This window comes from Moraxella osloensis (assembly GCF_001553955.1).
Classification (GTDB): Bacteria; Pseudomonadota; Gammaproteobacteria; order Pseudomonadales; family Moraxellaceae; genus Faucicola; species Faucicola osloensis.
Genome location: NZ_CP014234.1, coordinates 1,933,378 through 1,954,925, shown reverse-complemented (window position 1 = coordinate 1,954,925; position 21,548 = coordinate 1,933,378). Strand labels below are relative to the sequence as shown.

20 protein-coding genes and 2 pseudogenes are annotated in these 21,548 nt (G+C 43.2%); 5 read left to right on the top strand and 17 right to left on the bottom strand.

Annotation, left to right across the window (positions count from 1 at the left end; all coding sequences use genetic code 11):
• Window positions 1–186 precede the first annotated feature (186 nt).
• Both aroE and AXE82_RS08600 read left to right on the top strand, forming a co-directional pair.
• Window positions 187–1,005 (top strand): shikimate dehydrogenase, encoded by an 819-nt coding sequence (gene aroE, locus AXE82_RS08605; protein WP_062333671.1) that lies wholly within the window; start codon window positions 187–189, stop codon window positions 1,003–1,005.
• Window positions 1,002–1,568, top strand: a complete 567-nt coding sequence (locus AXE82_RS08600; protein WP_062333669.1) for a hypothetical protein — start codon at window positions 1,002–1,004, stop codon at window positions 1,566–1,568. Before aroE ends, AXE82_RS08600 begins: the two co-directional genes overlap by 4 nt.
• A 73-nt stretch (window positions 1,569–1,641) precedes the next feature.
• Here the strand turns inward: AXE82_RS08600 and AXE82_RS08595 are convergent, their stop codons facing one another.
• The 6 genes from AXE82_RS08595 to rlmE form a co-directional block, all read right to left on the bottom strand.
• Entirely contained in the window at window positions 1,642–2,373 is a 732-nt protein-coding gene (locus AXE82_RS08595) for a YidB family protein (protein WP_062333666.1), read from the bottom strand.
• A 162-nt stretch (window positions 2,374–2,535) separates the two neighbouring features.
• Window positions 2,536–3,042 (bottom strand): hypothetical protein, encoded by a 507-nt coding sequence (locus AXE82_RS08590; protein ID WP_147285569.1) that lies wholly within the window; start codon window positions 3,040–3,042, stop codon window positions 2,536–2,538.
• Between the two features lie 24 nt (window positions 3,043–3,066).
• Window positions 3,067–3,333: an FAD assembly factor SdhE gene (locus AXE82_RS08585; protein ID WP_062333662.1), complete on the bottom strand. Its 267-nt coding sequence runs from the start codon at window positions 3,331–3,333 to the stop codon at window positions 3,067–3,069.
• Window positions 3,334–3,383: 50 nt separating this feature from the next.
• Window positions 3,384–4,262 carry a dihydropteroate synthase gene (folP, locus tag AXE82_RS08580; RefSeq protein WP_062334907.1) on the bottom strand — a complete coding sequence of 293 codons (879 nt, stop codon included), beginning with the start codon at window positions 4,260–4,262 and terminating at the stop codon, window positions 3,384–3,386.
• 104 nt (window positions 4,263–4,366) lie between these two features.
• Complete coding sequence (ftsH, locus tag AXE82_RS08575) at window positions 4,367–6,268, bottom strand: ATP-dependent zinc metalloprotease FtsH (protein ID WP_040403605.1); 1,902 nt, start codon at window positions 6,266–6,268, stop codon at window positions 4,367–4,369.
• A 243-nt stretch (window positions 6,269–6,511) separates the two neighbouring features.
• The gene (rlmE, locus tag AXE82_RS08570; RefSeq protein WP_007116170.1) at window positions 6,512–7,144 is read right to left on the bottom strand and encodes a 23S rRNA (uridine(2552)-2'-O)-methyltransferase RlmE; all 633 of its coding nucleotides are present in this window, start codon (window positions 7,142–7,144) and stop codon (window positions 6,512–6,514) included.
• A gap of 326 nt (window positions 7,145–7,470) precedes the next feature.
• Here rlmE and AXE82_RS08565 point away from each other — a divergent pair, with 326 nt between their 5' ends.
• Window positions 7,471–7,788: a YhbY family RNA-binding protein gene (locus tag AXE82_RS08565; RefSeq protein ID WP_062334905.1), complete on the top strand. Its 318-nt coding sequence runs from the start codon at window positions 7,471–7,473 to the stop codon at window positions 7,786–7,788.
• Window positions 7,789–7,795: 7 nt separating this feature from the next.
• Window positions 7,796–8,566 (top strand): DOMON domain-containing protein, encoded by a 771-nt coding sequence (locus AXE82_RS08560; protein WP_062333660.1) that lies wholly within the window; start codon window positions 7,796–7,798, stop codon window positions 8,564–8,566.
• Window positions 8,567–8,651: 85 nt separating this feature from the next.
• Here the strand turns inward: AXE82_RS08560 and AXE82_RS08555 are convergent, their stop codons facing one another.
• Window positions 8,652–9,347 (bottom strand): M23 family metallopeptidase, encoded by a 696-nt coding sequence (locus AXE82_RS08555; protein WP_062333658.1) that lies wholly within the window; start codon window positions 9,345–9,347, stop codon window positions 8,652–8,654.
• A gap of 185 nt (window positions 9,348–9,532) precedes the next feature.
• On the opposite strand from AXE82_RS08555, the gene AXE82_RS08550 reads away from it, so the two are divergent.
• Complete coding sequence (locus AXE82_RS08550; protein ID WP_062333655.1) at window positions 9,533–10,021, top strand: DciA family protein; 489 nt, start codon at window positions 9,533–9,535, stop codon at window positions 10,019–10,021.
• Between the two features lie 337 nt (window positions 10,022–10,358).
• On the opposite strand, the gene lpxC is transcribed toward AXE82_RS08550, so the two are convergent.
• The 10 genes and pseudogenes from lpxC to AXE82_RS08500 form a co-directional block, all read right to left on the bottom strand.
• The gene (gene lpxC, locus AXE82_RS08545) at window positions 10,359–11,237 is read right to left on the bottom strand and encodes a UDP-3-O-acyl-N-acetylglucosamine deacetylase (protein ID WP_208856228.1); all 879 of its coding nucleotides are present in this window, start codon (window positions 11,235–11,237) and stop codon (window positions 10,359–10,361) included.
• A gap of 195 nt (window positions 11,238–11,432) precedes the next feature.
• Window positions 11,433–12,650, bottom strand: coding sequence for a cell division protein FtsZ (gene ftsZ, locus AXE82_RS08540; RefSeq protein WP_062333651.1), 1,218 nt, complete (start codon window positions 12,648–12,650; stop codon window positions 11,433–11,435).
• A 149-nt stretch (window positions 12,651–12,799) separates the two neighbouring features.
• Window positions 12,800–14,080 (bottom strand): cell division protein FtsA, encoded by a 1,281-nt coding sequence (ftsA, locus tag AXE82_RS08535; RefSeq protein ID WP_062333649.1) that lies wholly within the window; start codon window positions 14,078–14,080, stop codon window positions 12,800–12,802.
• A 25-nt stretch (window positions 14,081–14,105) separates the two neighbouring features.
• Window positions 14,106–14,981, bottom strand: a complete 876-nt coding sequence (locus AXE82_RS08530; protein WP_062333647.1) for a cell division protein FtsQ/DivIB — start codon at window positions 14,979–14,981, stop codon at window positions 14,106–14,108.
• 197 nt (window positions 14,982–15,178) lie between these two features.
• Window positions 15,179–16,102, bottom strand: coding sequence for a D-alanine--D-alanine ligase (locus AXE82_RS08525; protein ID WP_062333644.1), 924 nt, complete (start codon window positions 16,100–16,102; stop codon window positions 15,179–15,181).
• A 253-nt stretch (window positions 16,103–16,355) separates the two neighbouring features.
• Entirely contained in the window at window positions 16,356–17,765 is a 1,410-nt protein-coding gene (gene murC, locus AXE82_RS08520; RefSeq protein ID WP_062334903.1) for a UDP-N-acetylmuramate--L-alanine ligase, read from the bottom strand.
• A 148-nt stretch (window positions 17,766–17,913) separates the two neighbouring features.
• The gene (gene murG / locus AXE82_RS08515) at window positions 17,914–19,032 is read right to left on the bottom strand and encodes an undecaprenyldiphospho-muramoylpentapeptide beta-N-acetylglucosaminyltransferase (protein ID WP_062333642.1); all 1,119 of its coding nucleotides are present in this window, start codon (window positions 19,030–19,032) and stop codon (window positions 17,914–17,916) included.
• Between the two features lie 197 nt (window positions 19,033–19,229).
• A pseudogene (locus AXE82_RS08510) lies at window positions 19,230–20,099 on the bottom strand (PhoX family protein); the annotation flags it as partial.
• Between the two features lie 4 nt (window positions 20,100–20,103).
• A pseudogene (locus AXE82_RS08505) lies at window positions 20,104–20,604 on the bottom strand (transposase); the annotation flags it as partial.
• A gap of 32 nt (window positions 20,605–20,636) precedes the next feature.
• A complete protein-coding gene (locus AXE82_RS08500) occupies window positions 20,637–21,539 on the bottom strand; it encodes a cation diffusion facilitator family transporter (protein ID WP_062333640.1) in 903 nt (300 codons plus the stop codon).
• Window positions 21,540–21,548: the final 9 nt, after the last annotated feature.

The following is a 21,548-nucleotide window of genomic DNA, read 5'->3' as shown; positions in this document are numbered from 1 at the left end:
ACAAGGCATTGGTGGCGGTTAACAGTACGCTTTTGTTGTTATTTTTAGCCAAATCGATGAAATGCTGCGCTTTACACCCACCCAATCAAAACCTAGCCAATCAAAACCCAGCATTGATATAGTAGCCACAGTTATTGTAAAGTGAGGGGAATTGGTAATTTTACTCATCGTATTATAGGTTTTCCCATGTCATCAATTCCTGATTCAAATGTCCGTTATCACTGCATGGTAATCGGCAATCCGATTGCCCATAGCAAATCGCCTGATTTGCACCAAGCCTTTGCCCAACAAACGGGCATCACTTTGTCTTACCAACGCCAATATTGTCCCAACGATGTCGACAGCTTTACCGCTGTCATCGAAGCATTTTTTGCAGGCGGTGGCACAGGGGCAAATGTGACCGTACCTTTTAAAGAGATGGCATTTGCGCTGTGCCAGCAGCGCGGTGAGCTATCTGAATACGCGCGCTTGGCGGGTGCAGTCAATACCCTTGCCATCAAAGACGGCAAGCTGTATGGCGACAATACCGATGGTCGCGGTTTGGTGGCGGATTTATTGTCGCAAGGCGTCAGATTAAAAGACGCAAACGTTGCTATTTTGGGGGCAGGTGGGGCGACTCGTGGCGCGATTTTGCCGTTGCTAGATGCGCAAGTAAAATCGCTGCATATTGCCAATCGCACAGTAGAAAAGGCAAAGAATTTAACCCGATTATTTGATACCGATAGGCTCACCTTTTCAAGTTTGACGGATTTGCCCAACGATATTGAGGTGATTATCAATGCAACGTCGATAGGTCTAAGCGGTGACACATTGCCGTTTGCCAAGGATATGACGGTCGATTTTGCCTATGACATGATGTATGGCAAACCCTCGGCGTTTTTGGACTTTTTTAAGGCGAAAAATGCCAAAACCTCGGATGGCTTAGGAATGCTGGTCAATCAAGGGGCATTAAGTTTTGCACTTTGGACGGGTAAACAAGTCGATTTGACGGATTTTAAATTTTGATTAATATTGGTAAAAATAGCAAAGACTTGACTGAAATTTTAACAACGATTAAAACCGCCAAAAATCGTGATGATTTACCTATCATCAAAATTACGTTAAAACGCTCTTTTATCACGTTTAATGTTATCATCCTTACTGTGATGATAGTCATCTTTTCGCTGATGTTTGCTGTGGCAATTTTTATTCCAGACACAGAGACTATATTTTTTATATCATTAATTTTCCTTATATTTTTACTTATTTTTGGTATCTATCGAGAAATAAAAGAACAACGATTAACGCTTTTTTACCGTAATGCACATGACCCATTTTATTGTGAGTTAAACCCAGTTAGCCTAATAATCGTATCTGGCAATCACAAACAAACATTAAAATGGCTGGAAATTAAATTCGTGAATAGATGTATAACTAATCGTTCCACACCAGCACATATCGCTATCCATTCTCATCATAATATTTATCTTTATCATAACCAATTACCTATCAATTATCGTAAGTTATTTTGGGTATTTCATGATTATTGGCTAAGAGCAAATCATCGCCCTATCATCAAGATTTTATAATCGTAAATAAACCGCCAGTTCAATTGAAATGGCGGTTCGTAGTCATGCTATTTAAATTCACTTTTAATCGCTCTTAGCGCTTAAATTGTGAAAGTTGCGATAAAATTTGGCTGATTTCGTCATTGGCTTCAGGTTCGGTTCGGGTGTCGCCATTTGGCGTCAAGCTATCAAATAACTGTGGTAAAAGCTCCGCCATACCTTGACGTACTTCACTTTGATCCACGCCCGTTTGTGCTGCAACTTGCGCCAACTCATCATTATCAAATAGCTGATTGATATCATTGGGATCCAGCGGTTGGTTTGATTGGTCCGCACTCATCCAGGAATTGGCTTGATGACCAAATCCCATATTTTGGATTTTATTAAAAGCGCCTGATAGACCGCCATTTCGCTGGATAAACATCAACGCGATTGGCAATAAAGCCGCCATTAACATACCTTTACCACCAAAGCCACTTTGACTTTGTGGAAATTGGTTCATACCCACGTTATTGCCCATGCCACTACCTAGACCACCGCCCATGCCACTACCTAGCACGCTACCTAGCACTTGTCCTAGCACGCCACCCTGAGACATTTGCGACATACCTTGGTTTTGGTTCATCGCCATACCGATGATATCATCCAATCCAAAACCATTTGACTGCATTTGTGGCTGCTGCACCCCGCCGCCTAAAACATTACCAAAAATATTGCCTAGGCCGCCCATATCGGCTTGGCTTTGACCGCCCATTTTGCTTTGGCCCATTTTGCTTTGAATGGCACTTTGCGCCACTTGTGTTACTAGACTTGTTAATAGACCCATGGTCATTCCCTTTTATCTTTTTCAATGATTGTTGTATATCACCAATGATACCGCGCTGACGCATGCCAATTGCGCTTAAGTTCAAACTAAAATGCGCAGTCGCTTCAACACTTGGTTGATTTAATTGTAGCAACATTGAACATAACTTATATACCATTTTTGTTATCGCCCTACTGTGTTCGCTAGCACCTTAAATTGCCGCCAGGTATCGCTATCCACTTGATCTTGCCAAATGGTTACACTGATTTTAGCTGGCACTGATTCTATCAACCCAAACGTTAAAATCATTAGGCACCCCATATCAGCGATGCCCTTCAAGCTCGCCTGCCAAACCGCTTGCTTACCCTGTTTAGGTACTTTGACAACCCCACGTACCCACTGGATTTGCCAAGTTAAAAAATCAAAGTTGTCATAAGGTAAGGTTTGATTGTTACTTTGCGGTTTGGCGTGTAACGATGAAATAGCCAATAAGTGACAACTAGAGACTTGCCCGAACCAAAGACTGGCTATAGCGACCATACCTAGTAAAAGTTTATAGGTAAGCGCCAAAGGTACGAGTGCCAAAATGCCAACAACCACCCATAAACAAGCCCCCCAAAGCAGTTTTTTATCCACACTGGGTTTGAGCGTGGCATCAATATCAATAAATGCGGTGTTATGACGCGACAAGTAGCGCTCGTTCATCTAAATCAATTAAGAAGAAGCTTTTAATGATTTGAGCTTGGCTATCAAATCAGCAAATTCTGGCTTGGTCGGATGATTGTGTAAAAACCAATCCAGCAAATCAGGATCTTCTTCTTTCACCAATTCTGCAAAAATTTGCTGCTCTCGTGAGTCGGCTTGTAGATAGTGCGCTCTCACATACGGGTCAAAATAATAATCGAGTTCTTTTAGACCGCGTCTGGCACGATAGATGACTTTGCGCTGCTCTAATGTAGGTTCTGGCTGATTGTCACTCATGATAAATCCTTGTCGTTGCGCGTTAAATTCATGTATTTTTTTACCTGTTATTAAGCTTTTGCCTGTTGCGTCGCTTGCCACATCGCAAGCCCTGCTTTAGTCGCTGCTACATTATGGGTGCGCAAGATACACGCCCCTTGCTGCACAGCAAATAGCCCTGCAACCATACTAGCAACATCTCTATCGGTAGGGTCATGGGGTAGATTGGCTGACTTGAGGACTTCCCCAACAAAGCGTTTACGGGATAATGCCACCATGACAGGTAAGTTAAACGTATGCAACCGATAAAATTCATTCAGCCATGCCAGATTTTGCTGGGCGTTTTTGGCAAAGCCAAACCCTGGGTCAATGATAAGATTGTCACGTCTGACCCCACCCTCCATAACCTCATCAATGCGCTGCTGTAACTCGCTAATAACATCGGTATATAAATCTTGATAATTATCTAGCTGATTCATGGTCGTTGGCTCACCGCGCATGTGCATGAGCATGACAGGGATATCGAGTTTGGCAGCGGTAGCAATGGCATCGGGGCGCGTCAAGGCTCGTACATCATTCCAAATTTTGGCGCCGACTTGACTGGCGAGTGTCATCACGGTCGGGCTACTGGTATCGACCGACACCCACACTTGCTCACCAAAGTTATGATTAATCGCTTCAACCACTTTGATGACGCGGTCAACTTCTTCTTGCTCACTCACAGGGCTGGCATTTGGGCGAGTAGATTCACCACCCACATCGATAATCGTCGCCCCGTCTTTGATCATCTGCTCGGTATGACGCAAGCCTTGGTCGATATGATTATATCGACCACCATCAGAAAATGAATCTGGGGTGACATTTAAAATACCCATGATATGGGGATTAGATAAATCGAGCGTTTGATTATGATAATGAATGGCAAAGTTGGGAATGGGCTGTAACTGCATGATGTCCACAATGATTGCTAAAATTTTTTACTATTTTAAGTGAAAAACAAAAAAACCGCTATCAAGTTGGTAGCGGTTTTTGAGTAACTCATATCATGGATAATTTACATTGCAGGTAACGGCGGCGGGGTTAAGCCCGACCCACTTGACGGTGGGTTGCTTGGTTTATCGAAATTTACTCTAACAGGCTCTTGATAAACTTTAGGCTCGCGTGGTGGAATACCTGCCATAATATCTTGCAATTGGTCACGGTCGATAGTTTCCCATTTCATTAACGCGTCGACCATGGCATGCATTTTGTCCGCATTACCTTCAATTAATGCACGTGCGATATCATACTGCGCTTCTAGGATACGACGAACTTCGTCGTCCACTTTCTGCTGGGTCGCTTCTGAAATAGTGCGAGATGAGGCACCAAAGTAACCTTGGTTTTCATCTTCTTCATACACCATCACACCCATGGCATCTGACATACCGTATTTGGTAACCATGGCACGTGCCATTTTAGTAGCACGTTCAAAATCATTTGACGCGCCAGTCGATTGCTGATTGATAAACACTTCTTCGGCGATACGACCACCAAACAAAATCGCAATATCATTTAGCATTTTTGACTTATAAACGCTGGTCTGATCATGCTCTGGCAATTGCCAAGTAACACCTAATGCCCAACCACGCGGCATAATAGTGACCTTATGGACAGGATCGGTACCCGGTAGCATTTCAGCTACTAAGGCATGCCCTGCTTCATGATATGCCGTTGCACGACGCTCTTCTTCACGCAGTACCATCGATTTACGTTCTGGACCCATATAAAGCTTGTCTTTGGCTTCTTCAAAGTCGTTCATATCAACTGACGCTTTATTGTTACGTGCAGCAAATAGTGCCGCCTCGTTCACCAAATTCGCTAATTGTGCACCACTAAAACCTGGGGTACCACGCGCCAATGAACGAATATCGACGCCAATTGTTGAGGGCAATTTTTTCATGTGTACACGAAGAATTTGCTCACGGCCTTTGATATCAGGCAAGCCAACTTGTACTTGACGATCGAAACGACCTGGGCGCAACAATGCTTTATCGAGTACATCGACTCGGTTGGTTGCAGCAATCACGATTACCCCGTCATTGCCTTCAAAACCATCCATCTCAACCAATAACTGGTTCAAAGTTTGTTCACGTTCGTCATGACCACCGCCCATACCCGCACCACGATGACGACCGACAGCATCAATCTCGTCAATAAAGATGATACAAGGGGCATTTTTCTTGGCTTGTTCAAACATATCACGCACACGGCTTGCACCGACACCCACAAACATCTCAACAAAGTCAGAACCTGAAATTGAGAAGAATGGTACTTTCGCTTCACCTGCAATCGCTTTGGCAAGCAAGGTTTTACCTGTCCCTGGCGGGCCTACCATCAACACACCACGTGGAATAGTCGCGCCAAGTTTGGTAAATTTTTCTGGGTCACGTAAGAAGTCGACAATTTCTGTTACTTCTTGCTTGGCTTCATCACACCCTGCCACATCTGCAAATGTCACTTTGATTTGGTCTTCTGATAGCATTTTGGCTTTAGATTTACCAAAACTCATCGGACCCATGCCGCGACCACCACCTGCACCACCGCCGCTCATATTACGCATGATGAACAAGAACAAACCAATAATCAATAGCACTGGGAAGCTTGCAATCAGTAATTGCATCATCACACCTTGACGTTCAGGGGTGGCGCCTTGAACTTCAACATTATGCTTGATAAGCTTTGGCATTAGCTCAGTGTCAGTGACCGCAGGACGCACTGTCTCAAAAGTTGAGCCGTTTTTCTTTTCGCCAGAAATTTGCTCACCGTCAATTTTGACACTTTTGACCTGGTCAGTTGCCACCGCAGTGACAAATTGGGAGTAATTGAGCTTATCAGGTTCATTGCGGGTATCAAAATTGCTAAAGACTAGCACTAATACCCCTATCACAACTAACCACAATAAGGTATTTTTTACCATGTCGCTCACGTTGTTTTTCATCCTTCGCGTTAGGGGGTTGATTAAAAAGTGGGGTTAAATCAAAATGTTTACCAAAGATAGATAGATTTTTCACCAAAAATAGACGTTATATTAATCTTTCAATATAGCATGATATATGGATTTACCTTAACATTATCAAGCGAATTCTCTGTTATTTTCTAGTAAAAACATATTACCAATTTTTATCCAGTTAACTTCATGGATAGACTAAAGCAAATTACCTTATTTGGTGGCAATCCAATACATTTCTTTTGAGCGCGCGCGTGACGCTGCAGGCTTGATACTGCGCACTTTACTAAAACGCTGCTGCATATTTTTTCGTAAAGCATCAGAGCCTTCGCCTTGGAATACCTTAATCACTAAGGTGCCACCTTCAGGGAGCACTTGCTCGGCAAAGTCCATGGCAAGCTCACACAAATAAATCATTCGTGGCTGATCGACTGCAGAAAACCCTGAGGTATTAGGCGCCATATCAGATAGCACCACTTCCACTTTTTTATCGGCGACTTCTGCCATGATGTTGTCAAACACTGCTTGCTCACGAAAATCACCTTGGATAAAGGTCACATTCTCTAGCGTATCCATCGGCAAGATGTCTGAGGCGATAAGTTTGCCAGTGTCACCGACTAGTTTACCCGCAACTTGCGACCAGCTGCCTGGGGCAGAACCCAAATCGACCACCGTCATGCCTTTTTTAATCAGCTGCAGTTTTTCGTTGATTTCTAGCAATTTGTAAGCCGCTCTTGCCCGATAGCCATCGCGCTGGGCAAGTTTGACATAGTGGTCGTCAATGTGCTCTTTCATCCACGCACGGCTACTTTTGGACAATTTTTTGTTGGTAATACGCGTTGCCATAATTCTCTACAAGCTACCCTTTATAGTTTAAACATTCTTCACTTGGGATTCGGCTAAAAAACCCAAAGCCATCCTACAATGACCATCGGTAAATTTTGACAATCTCAAGGGTTAAGACTGTTATTTTAGCATATTTCACCAAGTTAGCTTGCATTAACTCATGGATTGGCTATTGATTTTTTTAATCCAATGATTTTTGCAGATTGATAAGTCATGGCAGCGTTTTTGCCTATGTGTTTTTGCCTATGTATTGCCCATAATTTATTAGGCAAAATGATTAATATGGTATAATGCTAGCTAATTTTTTTATAGGTCAATTGACAGTTATGACAAATTCAAGCTTATCAAATGCTGATATCAAACATTTAAAAGGCATCGGTCACCAGCTGAACCCGGTGGTAATGATTGGAGGTCAAGGCGTTACCCCAACCGTTATTGAAGAAATTGGGCGCGCACTGAGCGATCATGAGCTGATTAAAGTAAAAATCCCAGCCGGTAGCAAAGCAGATCGTGACGCTGTAGCAAATGCGATTGCGGAAGCCACTGATGCGATTTTGGTCACCAGTATCGGGCGTATGGTATTATTATTACGTCGCAATCTGGACGCCAATCCTAAGTTATCAAACTTGGTACGTTTTGGCTAAGGCTACAATGGACGCGTTACAGGGTGAGACATTTGCACTGACGAGCACGGTTGAGCCACTTACCGTATCGGCAATACTGGACTACCAGCTCTTAGTCCATGTGGTCGCTGATAGTAAATTTTTAACGCTCTTATTTGATGCTACCCATCCTAAGATTGATGATAGTCAAACCGCTCTACAAGCTGGTCTATGGGCAAATTTTCCGACATTTAGCCCATTGGCACTTCAACGCGTGATGCGCCAAGATTATTTATGGCAAGCAGATTGTTTTGAGTGTTTTATTGCCAAAGATAGCCAAGCGGATAGCCCGTATCTTGAGGTCAATTTGGCGACCAATGGTGAGTTTAATCTTTATTATTTTGACAGTTATCGGACACCGAATGCATTACCCCCTCGGCGCTTGCCTATCAAAGCGCTGACTTATGGTGAGGATATCAATTTTTTTAGCCAAGCCGTTACACAAGATAGCGAGCTTGCGCTTGTGTTTTGGTGTTCTGCAAGTCCAATGCTCCTTACCCATGTACGAGCGGTACAGCAGCAATATGCGTTTAGCGTTGGTACTTTTCGTGTCGGTATGACATTTGCCAAATCAGCATTGGACAAGCTGGTTGGTGCAAATGGTAATTATGCGCTAAATCCAACGCGTGTGATTCAGCAACCGTCTGACAGTGGCTTAGCAGACAACTCAGCTCCAACCGTCAATGAAATGAGTTATTGGGCCATACAGCATGCACAGCCAGCGGACTTTCATAACAAGGCACACTGGATAAACAGCTAAATTAGGATGATTTTAAACCATAGCACAGCGAAAAATAAAAAACTGGCATATAAGCCAGTTTTTTTATACCGAGATAGTGTCACGATTAACGCGCTGGCGCCATTGCTAAGTAAGTTTGTGGATTGATGGCTTGACCATTTTGGCGCACTTCATAATGTAGGTGGGCGCCTGTTGAACGACCCGTGTTGCCTACTGCCGCGATTTGCTGGTTTGCATACACCGTATCGCCAACGTTAACATAGTTTGCAGAGGTATGTGCGTAACGCGTGACAGTACCGTTGCCATGATCTACTTCAACATAACGACCATACCCTGTACCCCAACCTGAGAAAGTTACCACACCATTACCGGTGGCATAAATAGGGGTGCCGATGGGAGCAGCAAAATCCATGCCTTTATGAAACTGTGATTTACCAGTGACAGGGTGGATACGATAGCCAAAAACTGAACTCATACGCGCAGATGAAGCAATCGGACGTACGGTCAACATGCCATTACCTGCATAGCTGCCCATTGCCGGCATGTTGATAATGGTGGTTGGCTGAGTCGATAGCTTTTGTGCTAAACTTGCGAGGCGGTCTTCTTTTTGCTGGGTTTGCTGGCTTAGATTTTTGATAGCGGCATTGACGGCGTCTGAAGGCAGATAATAATCTTCACCATCATCTTCACGGACAATAACTTGACTGGTTTTACCGGCATTGGTAATCGATAGAATTTGAGCTTGTGCAACACTCATTGTGGTTAAAGCAACAACTGGCAATGCGATTAGAGCTAATTTCATCTTTTATCCTTTGTTAAACCTTATGCTATTAAACCCTGTGCCAATGTCATGTGAACGCTACTACCGCGCATTGGCAAGATTTAATTCACTATAATTTGGTCTTGAAATCACCTACACTAAGACCTAACACTAAGACTAAATCAAAATTTTTGTCGCTTAACTACCCACCACACTGCGCATTGACTATGAAAAAACCAACCAACCATCTTGCTTCTCGCACTGAGCGTCTTGCCAACTATCAATTACCGTTTCAAAAAAAACTGCAGCAATTACAGCAGTTGACGGACGATGTTCGCAGCGCTTGGCAAAACGTATTGACTGAGGAAGTCTTAGCAAGCTTACAAGTGATTGCTTGTGAATCGTTTAGACTTGTGGTTAGTACAAATAGTCATACCCTTGCCAATCACCTCAATTACAACCAGCAGCACCTACTTTCCACCCTGCAAGCGTTCGATAACAATTTTCATCAATTTAATCAGTTACGTTTTCGCGTGGTGATTGTCAAAGCTAGTTATGACTCGCAAATGCCAAATTTACAGTGTAATCACAATGTTAGCAATGTAAAGAAGTGTGAGCTAAGCGAATCTACGAAGCGAAATATAACACAGCTATGTGACCTTGTCACGGATAACGAGCCGCTTAGAACGGCGTTACAAAGACTGATAAAAGACTAAAGAAGCCAATTTACAATGTAACTTTATGTAAATTATGTTGCTGATATCGCAAGATTTATCAATAGATTAATGGCTTGTGCAAGTGAAAGTAAAAAACTAGAAAAAAATTTACAATTAATAGGAGAGTAAAGATATCTTTTTTTTTATTTTTACTGCGCTTATAGTAGCCAATGGCTAAAAAAAGATATCCAAAAATGAAATGATAAAATTGGATGGTTGGGTTTAATTAGTGTAATAAAATGATAACTTCTTGATAAAAAAATGTTACTAATCAAGCCATCTGTAAAATTTTTTCATTAGTAAAAATACACAATAAAATTAATAAAGTTAAATAAATCTAGTTAACATTGTCATTTTTTGTTACAACTTTATAGTTATTTTCATCACTAAATAAAGAGTGTAACAATTTATTATTGAGCGCATGCCCTGACTTATACGCATAAAACTCGCCCAAAATCTGGTGCCCGGCAAGGTATAAGTCACCAATCGCATCTAGTACTTTATGGCGCACAAATTCATCGTCAAAACGTAACCCTTCAGGATTAAGTACGCCGCTATCATCTAAAACAATGGCATTCTGCATACTCCCCCCCAGCCCTAAGTTATTGCTTTTTAGGTACTCAATATCTTTTAAAAAGCCGAATGTGCGCGCTTTGGCAATATGCTCGATAAAATTGCCTTCATTAAAATCCAATTTAAACTTTTGATGTGAGCCATCAAACGCAGGGTGATTAAAGTCAATTTGGAAATCTAACACAAATCCATCGTAGGGACGAAATCCTGCGACTTTATCCTCCACGCGAACCTCAATCGGTTGCAACACCTGAATATAGCGTTTGGCAGACGTTTGCTCGGCAATACCCGCTTGTTGCAATACTTGCACAAATTCGATGGCACTACCATCCATAATTGGGATTTCAGGCGCTGACACTTCGATTTGTAAATTATCAATTTGAAGCGCAGCGATTGCACTCATCAAATGCTCGACTGTCCCAATGCGCTGACCTAATTCATTGGTGAGATTTGAGGACATCATGGTATCGGTTACTGCATGATAGATAGCGGGAATGGGCTTTGCCTGTGCCACATCGCTACGTAAAAACTGAATCCCATAGTCAATGGGTGCAGGAGAAAAGCGCAGGTGTACAGGGTTACCGCTATGTAAGCCGATGCCTTCAAGATTGATGGGTTGTTGAATAGTACGCTGCTGCATAATGCCCCCTAGTAGATTGCACTCATCCTTAGCCAAAGCTAGGTTGATATAATTTGTTACATTTGGCTATTCTACCATTGTCCCTTTCCACATCATAGTGATGCTTGATTGATTTTATCGACCTTTACGATTGGCTACAGTGATAAAAAAACCCCACAACGATTAAGCTGTGGGGCTTTTAAAAAATCATACAGTATCTTAGCGATTTTGCTGGCGACGTAGATAGTCTTGAATACTGTTGCCTGTGCGTTGTGGCTGTGATGATTGCGGTGCTGGCGCAGGCTCGATAGTTTGCTGTACAGGTGGCTGAGGTGTAGGGATGGATTGTGGTATATCACGGCGTGCCGCATACGCAGGTTCATGCGTACCTGCTTCCACTTTGTGGGTGCTAGAGGCATCTGAGACAAAATCTCTAGCTGGGTGCTTTGGGGTATTATCTAGCGTAAGACCCGTTGCCACCACGGTTACTTGGATTTCATCGCCCATGTCTTCATCAAATACCACGCCGTAGAAGATGTTGGCTTCGTCAATATCTACCAAGCTATGCACTTTTTGGGTGATGCGTTCTTGCTCTTCAAAATTGAAATCTGAGCTAGCCACCACGTTGACCAATAGACCTTTGGCATTTTTAAGTAATAAGTTGTCAAGCAATGGGCTTTTGATGGCTTTTTCAGCGGCAATTTCGGCACGGTCTTCACCACTGCCTTTCCCGATACCCATCATCGCATGACCCCGTGAGGTCATTGCCGTGCGAATATCGTTAAAGTCGATGTTAATAAAACCATCTTTTGAAATCATGTTAGAGATACCTTGCACCGCTTGAAGTAAGACTTCATCGGCTTTTTTAAAGGCATCTTTCATAGAGATTTTGCCATACACTGTCATCAATTTATCGTTGGGGATAGTGATGATGGAGTCCACAAAGTTAGAAAGCTGCTCAATACCTTCCCTAGCCACTTTATTACGTCTACCACCTTCAAAGGTAAATGGCATGGTCACTACGGCAACGGTCAAGACGCCCATCTCTTTGGCTAGTCTGGCGATGACTGGCGCAGCGCCTGTACCTGTGCCACCGCCCATACCCGCGGTAATAAATACCATATCAGAATTTTCTAACAATTGGCGAATTTGTTCTTCATCGCTTTCTGCCGCTTCACGCCCTACTTCTGGATTAGCACCTGCGCCCAAGCCACGGTTGTTATTTTTGATACCGAGCTGGATTTTATTGGGCGCTGACAGGCGGTCAAGCGCTTGTCTATCGGTATTGGCACAGACAAAGGTAATGCCTTTTACACCATTTTGTACCATGGTTTCAACGGCATTGCCACCGCCACCACCGACACCGATAACGGTTAAACGGGCTGAATCGGCAAATGTATCAGTGTGATCTTGTACAATACTAAACTTCGCTTCCATAATTAAAAATCTCCGTATGCTGTCAAGTGGGCTTGAGCAGCATAAATAGCAAACATATTAAATTAAATATCAATTAAATCATTACACAATTAGTGGATTTTAGAGTCAATCATAACATGAGCACTCTTAAAATACTAAACATCTCTTTTTTAGAAAAATTTACCAAAAAATTTATTCAAAGTTTTGAGTTTTTCTCGCATGGGCTTAACTTGCAACGAGTCAGGTGAGCTTTTCTCGCTATGATGAAACGCCTCACTTTGACTATATAACAGTGTGCCAAACGCGGTTTGGTATTTACGCTCACCAATCATTGCCGCAATGGTGCGAAGCTTGTCATCATCGCCATATTGGGTATAGGCAGAAATCGCTGGGTGTTGATTGACCTTGTTTACTTTATTGGCAAAGATTTTTTTGGCTAGTGGCAATAATCCGCGCATTTCAGCACCACCGCCCGTGATGACATAGCCTTGTTGTAAAAACTCACTTAGTCCTTCTTTATCCAGCTCTTTTTTAATATGACCTAAAATACTGATATAGCGGGCTTCAGTGACTTCAAGGAGTTCAAGCATATTAATGGTTTTTTCATCGTCATGCTGTGAACGCTTGATGGTAAAAAATTGGCTTGAATCAATCCCATGGCGATCGACATTGGCTTGGGATTTTTTCATATTCTCTGCTTCAGCAATGGTGACATCTAGCAGCATAGAGATATCCAGTGTTGCGTGATGACCGCCCTCGGCAAAACAATGGGTATAAATCAGCTTATCTTCACGGTAAACACAAATACTGGTCGTCGATGCGCCAATATCAATCAGACATACGCCATGGTATTTTTCTTCAGGTAATAAACCGTATTCGGCGGTAGATACAGCATCAAATAGCATTTGGTCGATACTGACATCACATTCTTGCAGCAGTTGCTGTAAATTTTGGCGACCTTTGACCGGCATCATCATCAGATGATACAGCACCATCAAGTCATTTGCTTGCATGCCAATCGCATCATCAATCATCTCAGCATTGCCATCTAACGCAATACCTTGCTGGGCATAATGCATCAAATACAAATCATCTGTAAGATGTTTATTTTTGGCTTGGGTTAGCGCGGCGACCACGTCTTTGGCTTGTACGATATCGTGTTTGATTTTGACTTCGCCCACACTATTGACGCTTTGTAAATCTGGGGTAGAAAAACTAAGCCAAACACTGTTTACGCGGCAATTTGCCATGTCTTCAGCGTTTTGAATAGATTGTTTGATGGCAGATTTTAGACGTTCGCGGTGGCGAATGGTGCCTTGGGCGAAATCATGGTTTTTGACGGTAGATAGACCGATAATACGAATATCTTGCGCACTGTGGATTTGACCAATCACAGTATGAATAGCGGTAGCACTTAGGTGGACGACGACGATCAGATCTGGCTTTTTCATAGAACACTACAAAATTATGTTTCACCTAATGGCTGGGGTTGGCGGTGGTTTTTAAGGCGTTAGTTTTCGAATCGGTTGTTGAGTTGGCATCGGTCACCGGTTTAGTATCAGCCGATTTATTGACGGCAGCTGTATCACCAGCTTGCTGTATCACAGGTCGTTTGGTAATTGCCATGCCATTTTTATAGCGTAAATCCACCGTTTGCAGCGTTTTGAGCTGTGGTTTAAGCTGATTTTGTAACATGATGCTCAGTCGGTACAGTTTTTCTGACGTATTGTCATTATCAACCAGTACCCGAAGTCCGTTATCAAAGCGAAATAGCCATGCCATTCTGGGCGTTACGATGACTTCTTCAATTTTCATACCCAGTGGCATAAACCAATCACTAACTTGCTTGATTTGCTGCATCATGACAACGGCATTTTGGCTATCGCCTTGTAGCTGCATCAAGCTGGCGTTATTTAAGTCATTGCTATCGGCAGGCTTAAATACCGTACCATTGGCATCGACTAAACGTTCACTACCAAACTTGGCAACGGCTTGGCGCGGTACTACATTGACCACAATACCTTGTTGCCAATCGCGGCGCACATCGACTTGCCCTACCCAATCTACCGTCTCAAGTTTTGCTAGATAGCTTTGCAAATCAGCTTTGAGCAGATTTGTGTCGGCTTTTTCGCCCAATAGTTGCTGAAGCTGCAGGGTTTGCTGGGTATTTAACCCTTTATGCTGCAAACTAATCGCTGCATTGGGTAATTTGTTGAACACATTAATCGCCAAAGCCGCTAATATCAGCAACAATAACACAACGCCAAGCATTAACAACTTTGGCAGTAGCTGATGAAAGCGAGTGGGGAGCGTAGTATCTAGGGAAGCAGTTGCCACAAATGAATTTGCCATATTGACCAATCATAACTCGGTCTAAAATTATTAATTACTAAAATCTCAACAACAAAAATCAAAATAACTAAAAATATTACAAGGATTTATGCCAAGAAGCATATCATAGCAAATTCAATGAAATGAATGGTAAATAGATAATACGCTTCTAGACAATTCAAGTACTTTTTTTGTAAACAAATATAAACGAAAACGACTTAGTCGCTCAACGTTTGTTCTAAGATACGCACGCATAGCGTCGCAAAATCCATGCCACGCGCTTTTGCTGCCATCGGCACCAGACTATGACTGGTCATCCCGGGCACCGTATTGAGTTCAAGCAGATATAGCGTGCCTTCGTCATCTCGTAAAAAATCCACACGTGACCAACCTTTGCCCCCAAGGGCGGCAAACGCTTTTCTTGCGATTTGCTGCATGGTGTGTTCTTGCGCCTCACTCAAATCTGATGGGCATTGGTAGACGGTATCATCACGATTGTATTTGGCTTCGTAGTCATAAAACTCGGTCGTTGGGATGATGCGAATACTGGGCAGTACCTCATCACCGAGGATAGAGCAAGCATACTCACCGCCTGTGATGGCTTTTTCTGCCAGAATAGCGCCGTGGTATTGTTTGAGCTGTGGGTAGGTCTTGGCAAGCTCGCCCGCTTGTTTAATTTTAAATACGCCGACACTACTGCCTTCAGCGGCGGGTTTGACAAACAGCGGTAAACCTAGCTGCTGTTCGATAGCAGTAAAATCGGTATTGTCATCAAGCACGACATAAGGTACGTTTGGTAAATCTAACGCTTGCCAAACTAGCCGGTTGCGAAACTTATCCATGGCAATTGCAGAGGCTAATACGCCACAACCGGTATACGGAATATTAAAACCGTCTAGCACCCCTTGCAGGCTGCCATCTTCGCCAAAAGTGCCATGCAGCACATTAAATACGCGGTCATAGTCGCGCAGTTTTGAGATATCTGTTTCTTTGGGGTCAAAGTGATGGGCATCCACGCCTTTAGTGAGTAGCGCATCAAGCACAGCTTGACCACTGGTCAGCGATACTTCACGCTCGGCACTCCAGCCGCCACAGACAACCGCCACTTTACCAAATTGTTTGACATCGATAAGCTCTGACATATTGATTCCTAATCTTTTGTTAACCGAATTCATTGCTACAATTATTTCACCCAAATTTTTAAACTATCGCTTGGCTATGACTTAGCTATGGTTTGGCTATGGCTTAGTAATTTTAGCACACTCATAAAATAATCGCCTGCTGGCAGCATGGGCAAGCTACAACAGCTTTTCAATACCTTAAGCCTTTTAACCGCTTACCGCATGGTTGTTCAATCAAGCGGTTTTTCAATCAAGCGGTTGTTCAATCAAACGGTTATTTGTCCGCTAGAAATAAGTTGTTTTTTGCCAAATCTAGACAGAGTTGACCCACATTACCCGCCCCTTGGGTAATCAGCAAATCATTGGCTTTTAACATACTACCTAGCACCTGACGGATTTGATCCATGTCATTGATGTTCAGCATAATCGGCTCAACTTGTCCGCGGGTGCGGATGGTACGGGCAAGACTGCGACTGTCCGCGCCTTCAATCATGGCTTCACCTGCGCTATACACATCGAGTAGCATCAACACATCGACTTGTGACAACACGTCCACAAAATCATCGAAGCAATCACGGGTACGGGTAAAACGGTGAGGCTGGAAAATCATCACCAAGCGGCGATCGGGATAGCTTTGGCGAGCCGCTTTGATAGTCATTGCCACTTCGGTTGGGTGGTGACCATAGTCGTCAATCAATAACACATCGCCTGCGCCATCTTTGACAGGGTAGTTACCATTGTTTTCAAAACGTCTGCCCACGCCGGCAAATTTTTTGACCGCTTGACAAATGGCTTCATCACTGACACCTTCATCGGTGGAGATGGTGATAGCCGCTAAAGCGTTATAGACATTATGAATACCAGGAATGTTCAAAGTAATCGGCAGTGGCTCACGGTCTTTACGCAGTACGGTAAAATGGGTTTTGGTGCCATCTGCCACCACATCAATGGCTTGCACATCGTTATGTTTTTCTAACCCATAAGTCAACACAGGACGTGCGATTTTATCAATCAGTCCGTATAACTCTTTGTCATCACCGCACAATACTGCCAACCCATAAAACGGCATATTCTGTAAAAACTGCACATACGCGGATTTTAGTTTGTCAAAACTGCCGCCATAGGTTTCCATATGGTCTTGGTCGATATTGGTGACAATCGCTGCCATCGGACGCAGCGATAAAAATGATGCATCTGACTCATCCGCTTCCGCCACCAAATAACGGCTTTGACCTAATGACGCGTTTTTGCCTGAGGCGTTAAGTTTACCACCAATCACATAAGTAGGATCCAAACCCGCTTCGGTTAAAATCATGGTAAGCAGACTCGTGGTGGTAGTTTTGCCATGCGCACCCGCTACTGCAATACCATGACGGTAACGCATCAGCTCACCTAGCATATCGGCGCGGCGTACCACAGGAATACGTCCTGACAAGGCGGCTTGGATTTCTGGATTGGTATGATCAATGGCTGATGACACCACGACCACATCGGCTTCACTGATGTTTTTGGAATCATGCCCGATAAACACTTGAATGCCCATTTGTGTCAAACGGTCGGTCACTGGGCTTTGTTTGATGTCTGAACCGCTAACCATATAGCCATGATTATGGACAACTTCGGCAATACCGCACATCCCTGCCCCACCAATACCGACAAAATGCACGTGGCGAATACGGCGCATCTCTGGAATTTCGACCACGCGCTTGGTAATTTTTTTGGTGACACTGTTGGTTTTTTCAGGTTTTTCGGTGGATTGGGCAGTGGCAGTTTTGGCTGATTTTGACATAGACAGGCTCAATGATAAATGACTTATAAGTTGTAAAAAATAATTAGGGTTTTAACTGGGATAAAATGGCATCGGCAGCCAGCTGTGTGGCATTGGGTTTGGCAAATTCACGCGCTTTTTCTGCCATCGCTAAAATTTGATGACGGTCGAGCTTGGCTAAAATAGCACTTAAACTCTCTGCCGTTAACGCTTTTTGCGGCATTAAAAACGCGGCGCCATGTTCTGATAGGGTTTTGGCATTGGCCGTTTGGTGATCATCGACCGCATGGGGCAGCGGCACAAATACCGCAGGCAATCCAACCGTGGCAACTTCTGTGACCGTGAGCGCCCCAGCACGGCAGACTATCACATCTGCCCAGCTGTATGCTGCTGCCATATCTTTGACAAATGGCAAAATCTCATATTGGGTTGATTGGAGTTGTGCTTCGCGATATACCGCTTGGGTAGCCTCTTGGTTGTTTTTGCCACATTGATGGCGCACTTGCCACGGCTTGGCATCTGGCATACTTTCTAATTTTTTTAGCGTGGGCGCGATATGGTTATTTAGTGCCTGAGCACCCAGAGAACCGCCAATGACCAATAGCTTTAAAGGACTGGTATCATTGACATCGATACGGGCTTTTGGTGGCGGTACTTGTACGATAGCCTCACGTACGGGGTTGCCCACTGTCATTACTTTATTAGAAGGTAGTTCGGTGAAGGTGTTTGGGAAGGCTTCTAACACTTGATTAGCAAGCTTAGATAGATAGTTATTACTCATGCCTGCGATGGCATTTTGTTCATGAATCAAAATTGGTATTTTACAAAATTTGGCGGCCAATCCACCAGGTGCGGTCACATAACCACCAAACCCTACCACGATGTCGATTTTATTGGTTTTGATGATTTTGATAGCCGCTAATGTTGCTTTAAGTAAGGTTGACGGGGCTTTAAATAAGCGTTTGATACCGTTACCGCGCAATCCCTGCATATTGATGGCATGGTAGGTAAAGTCGTAATGTTGTAGCAACTCATTTTCCATACCGACTAGGGTGCCGAGCCAATGCACTTGGGCGCCTGATTGTTGTAACGCTTGAGCCACCGCAATCGCGGGAAACACATGCCCACCCGTGCCTGCTGCCATCATCAGCACGCGCGGTTTTTGCATCGTTGGCTCACTCATTACAAAATCCTTATTCAATCGATATATTCATTGGGATTATCCCATCATAAAAGACCGATTATTTGGAAAAACAATCACCATAAAAATGGCAAAATCATAGCATTCTTTTTATACCTTTAAAAGATAAAAGGTTATTTTATAAAAAAACCCTTGAATCACTGTTCAAGGGTTTTTGATAACTTTGTTGCGTGTTTAACTTATTTTAATGACTCACCTAAAATCACACCGCCGTCTTTTTTGGTAATCATCACCGTCGCTGAACGTGGTGTAGTACCACCAGCAATTGCGCCCCATGTGACCCCTGGTTGATCTTCGCCTGGATGTTGGATATTGATGAAGAGTGTTTTAAAGTCTGGCGTTAAGGTGATACCCGTTACTTCACAACCTTTTGGACCGACAAAGAAACGTTTGATGTTTTGCTCATTGGCTTGCATACCGACGCGAGTTTTGATACCCGCTGATGTGGTTACTTCTTTACCATCATTGACTTTACCAGGCAACGCAGCTAGTAGCATACAGTTGGTTCTGCTAGTGTAAGCACCGTCATCGGTTTGAATCCACAATACGCCACGTGGGTCGAAGTATAGACCATCTGGAGAAGACAAATCGTTATTGGCATTTAAACCAGACAGATTTTCTGCGGTTAAATCATTTGGCGCTGCAAATAGGTAGATATCCCAGTTAAAGCTGGTAGCTGTATGGTCGTTACCTTTTTCAGCCCAACGAATGATATGTCCGTTACGGTTACCCTTGTTGGTAGCATAGTTACGTGGGTTAGCTGCATCTACCGGATATGAAACGCCACGATTAGAATTGTTGGTTAATGTGACATAAACTTCACCCGTTACTGGGCTTACTGATACCCATTCTGGACGATCCATTCTAGTTGCACCTAGTGCGTCACCCGCAATACGAGCATGTACCAACACATCAGCTTGGTTAGCAAACGCGTATTTTGCATAAGACGCAGTTAATGCGCCTGTACCAAACGTTAATGGTTTCCATTCACCTGTACCATCATCTTTAAATACTGCAACGTACAAAGTACCTTTATCTAAGAACCTGTTCACGATTAAAAAATATGTTAGGATAGACGCTGCTCAGTGGCCGGTTCTGCCAAGCGGTGATGTCATCCAAGATGTTGTCAGTGACTCTGGAAACCAAGCTGCTTGAGATGTCGACGTCGTAGATGTCCTTGATGGTTTCGACAATCTCAGTAGTGGTTTGACCTTTGGCGTAAAAGCTGATGATTTTGTCATCAAGACCTGAAATACGGGTTTGGTGCTTACTGACAAGTACAGGCTCAAAGCTACTGTCGCGGTCTCTTGGGGTGGAGATCTCAAGCTCGCCTGTGTCGCTACGGACTCTCTTTTTAGTGTGCCCATTGCGCTTATTAGGCCTGTCTGCCTTTTCATGCTTGGGGTAGCCGAGATGCTCTTCCATTTCTGCTTCTAGGGCAGTGTCGATGAAGGACTGCATGAGCTGCTTTTGAAAGTCTTTGATGTCATCGAAGCTTTTCATGCTGCTGGCCATTTGCTCAGCCAGTTTCTTGATGTCAGATTGGTTAGTCATTGCTTATTCTCCTGTTAGTCGATTATAAGCAGTTACACAAAGTTTGGGAAACTCTCTGCCTTACATTTCGTATTTTCTATTTGTAACGTAATTTCAGTAATATTATGATTATGTTTTAGAACTTCTAAGGCCTTTTGATAGAGTTGATCTGTATTGCTATTCGGAGCAACCAAATGAGCAGTTAAATGAATATTTCTTGAGGATATAGCCCAGACTTTCAACTGATGAATCCCTTCAACGCCCTCTAGCTTCAATAAATCATTTCTTAACGACTCAATATCAATCTCATCAGGAACTCCTTCAAGCAGAATATTAATACTTTGTTTTAATAAAATCCAAGTTCGAGGTAAGACCCAGAAGCCAATTAACACAGCGATTACGGTATCAACCCACATCCACTGGGTAAAATAAATAACTATTCCTCCGATAATCACGCCTATCGATCCTAGAGCATCACTAAGAACTTCTAAATATGCACCTTTTATATTTAGACTTCCTTCAGCACTAGCAGAAAGGATTTTCAGTGAAATCAAATTTATGACCAAACCACTGACCGCGACAATCATCATTCCAACACTTTGAATTTCAGCAGGATTCGTAAAACGTTGATAAGCTTCATATACAATATATATTGCTACCACAAAAAGCATCACCGCATTAAACAGAGCCGCTAAAATTTCAAATCGCTGATAGCCAAAAGTTCTTTTATCATCTGCGGCTTTTTTACCAATTTTGATAGCGGCAAGAGCAATAGCTAAAGCGGCTGCATCAGTAAACATATGAGCTGCATCAGATAACAAAGCCAAACTTTGGGTAATAAAAGCAGCGACAACTTCTACTATTAAAAAAGTAGTCGTTAAACCTAAGGCAACCATTAACTTCTTACTATTTTCTTCAGTAACAACCGCATGGCTATGATCATGATGTTCTGACATAAAATATTT

What these genes read in the sequence shown, in the direction of transcription:
- ftsH (WP_040403605.1), bottom strand. Translation starts at nt 6,268, where the DNA reads ATGGTAAAAAATACCTTATTGTGGTTAGTTGTGATAGGGGTATTAGTG.
- folP (WP_062334907.1), bottom strand. Translation starts at nt 4,262, where the DNA reads ATGCAGTTACAGCCCATTCCCAACTTTGCCATTCATTATCATAATCAA.
- ftsZ (WP_062333651.1), bottom strand. Translation starts at nt 12,650, where the DNA reads ATGGAAGCGAAGTTTAGTATTGTACAAGATCACACTGATACATTTGCC.
- AXE82_RS08565 (WP_062334905.1), top strand. Translation starts at nt 7,471, where the DNA reads ATGACAAATTCAAGCTTATCAAATGCTGATATCAAACATTTAAAAGGC.
- murG (WP_062333642.1), bottom strand. Translation starts at nt 19,032, where the DNA reads ATGAGTGAGCCAACGATGCAAAAACCGCGCGTGCTGATGATGGCAGCA.
- murC (WP_062334903.1), bottom strand. Translation starts at nt 17,765, where the DNA reads ATGCGCCGTATTCGCCACGTGCATTTTGTCGGTATTGGTGGGGCAGGG.
- aroE (WP_062333671.1), top strand. Translation starts at nt 187, where the DNA reads ATGTCATCAATTCCTGATTCAAATGTCCGTTATCACTGCATGGTAATC.
- AXE82_RS08555 (WP_062333658.1), bottom strand. Translation starts at nt 9,347, where the DNA reads ATGAAATTAGCTCTAATCGCATTGCCAGTTGTTGCTTTAACCACAATG.
- AXE82_RS08595 (WP_062333666.1), bottom strand. Translation starts at nt 2,373, where the DNA reads ATGGGTCTATTAACAAGTCTAGTAACACAAGTGGCGCAAAGTGCCATT.
- AXE82_RS08585 (WP_062333662.1), bottom strand. Translation starts at nt 3,333, where the DNA reads ATGAGTGACAATCAGCCAGAACCTACATTAGAGCAGCGCAAAGTCATC.
- AXE82_RS08525 (WP_062333644.1), bottom strand. Translation starts at nt 16,102, where the DNA reads ATGTCAGAGCTTATCGATGTCAAACAATTTGGTAAAGTGGCGGTTGTC.
- rlmE (WP_007116170.1), bottom strand. Translation starts at nt 7,144, where the DNA reads ATGGCAACGCGTATTACCAACAAAAAATTGTCCAAAAGTAGCCGTGCG.
- AXE82_RS08530 (WP_062333647.1), bottom strand. Translation starts at nt 14,981, where the DNA reads ATGGCAAATTCATTTGTGGCAACTGCTTCCCTAGATACTACGCTCCCC.
- ftsA (WP_062333649.1), bottom strand. Translation starts at nt 14,080, where the DNA reads ATGAAAAAGCCAGATCTGATCGTCGTCGTCCACCTAAGTGCTACCGCT.
- AXE82_RS08560 (WP_062333660.1), top strand. Translation starts at nt 7,796, where the DNA reads ATGGACGCGTTACAGGGTGAGACATTTGCACTGACGAGCACGGTTGAG.
- AXE82_RS08550 (WP_062333655.1), top strand. Translation starts at nt 9,533, where the DNA reads ATGAAAAAACCAACCAACCATCTTGCTTCTCGCACTGAGCGTCTTGCC.
- AXE82_RS08500 (WP_062333640.1), bottom strand. Translation starts at nt 21,539, where the DNA reads ATGTCAGAACATCATGATCATAGCCATGCGGTTGTTACTGAAGAAAAT.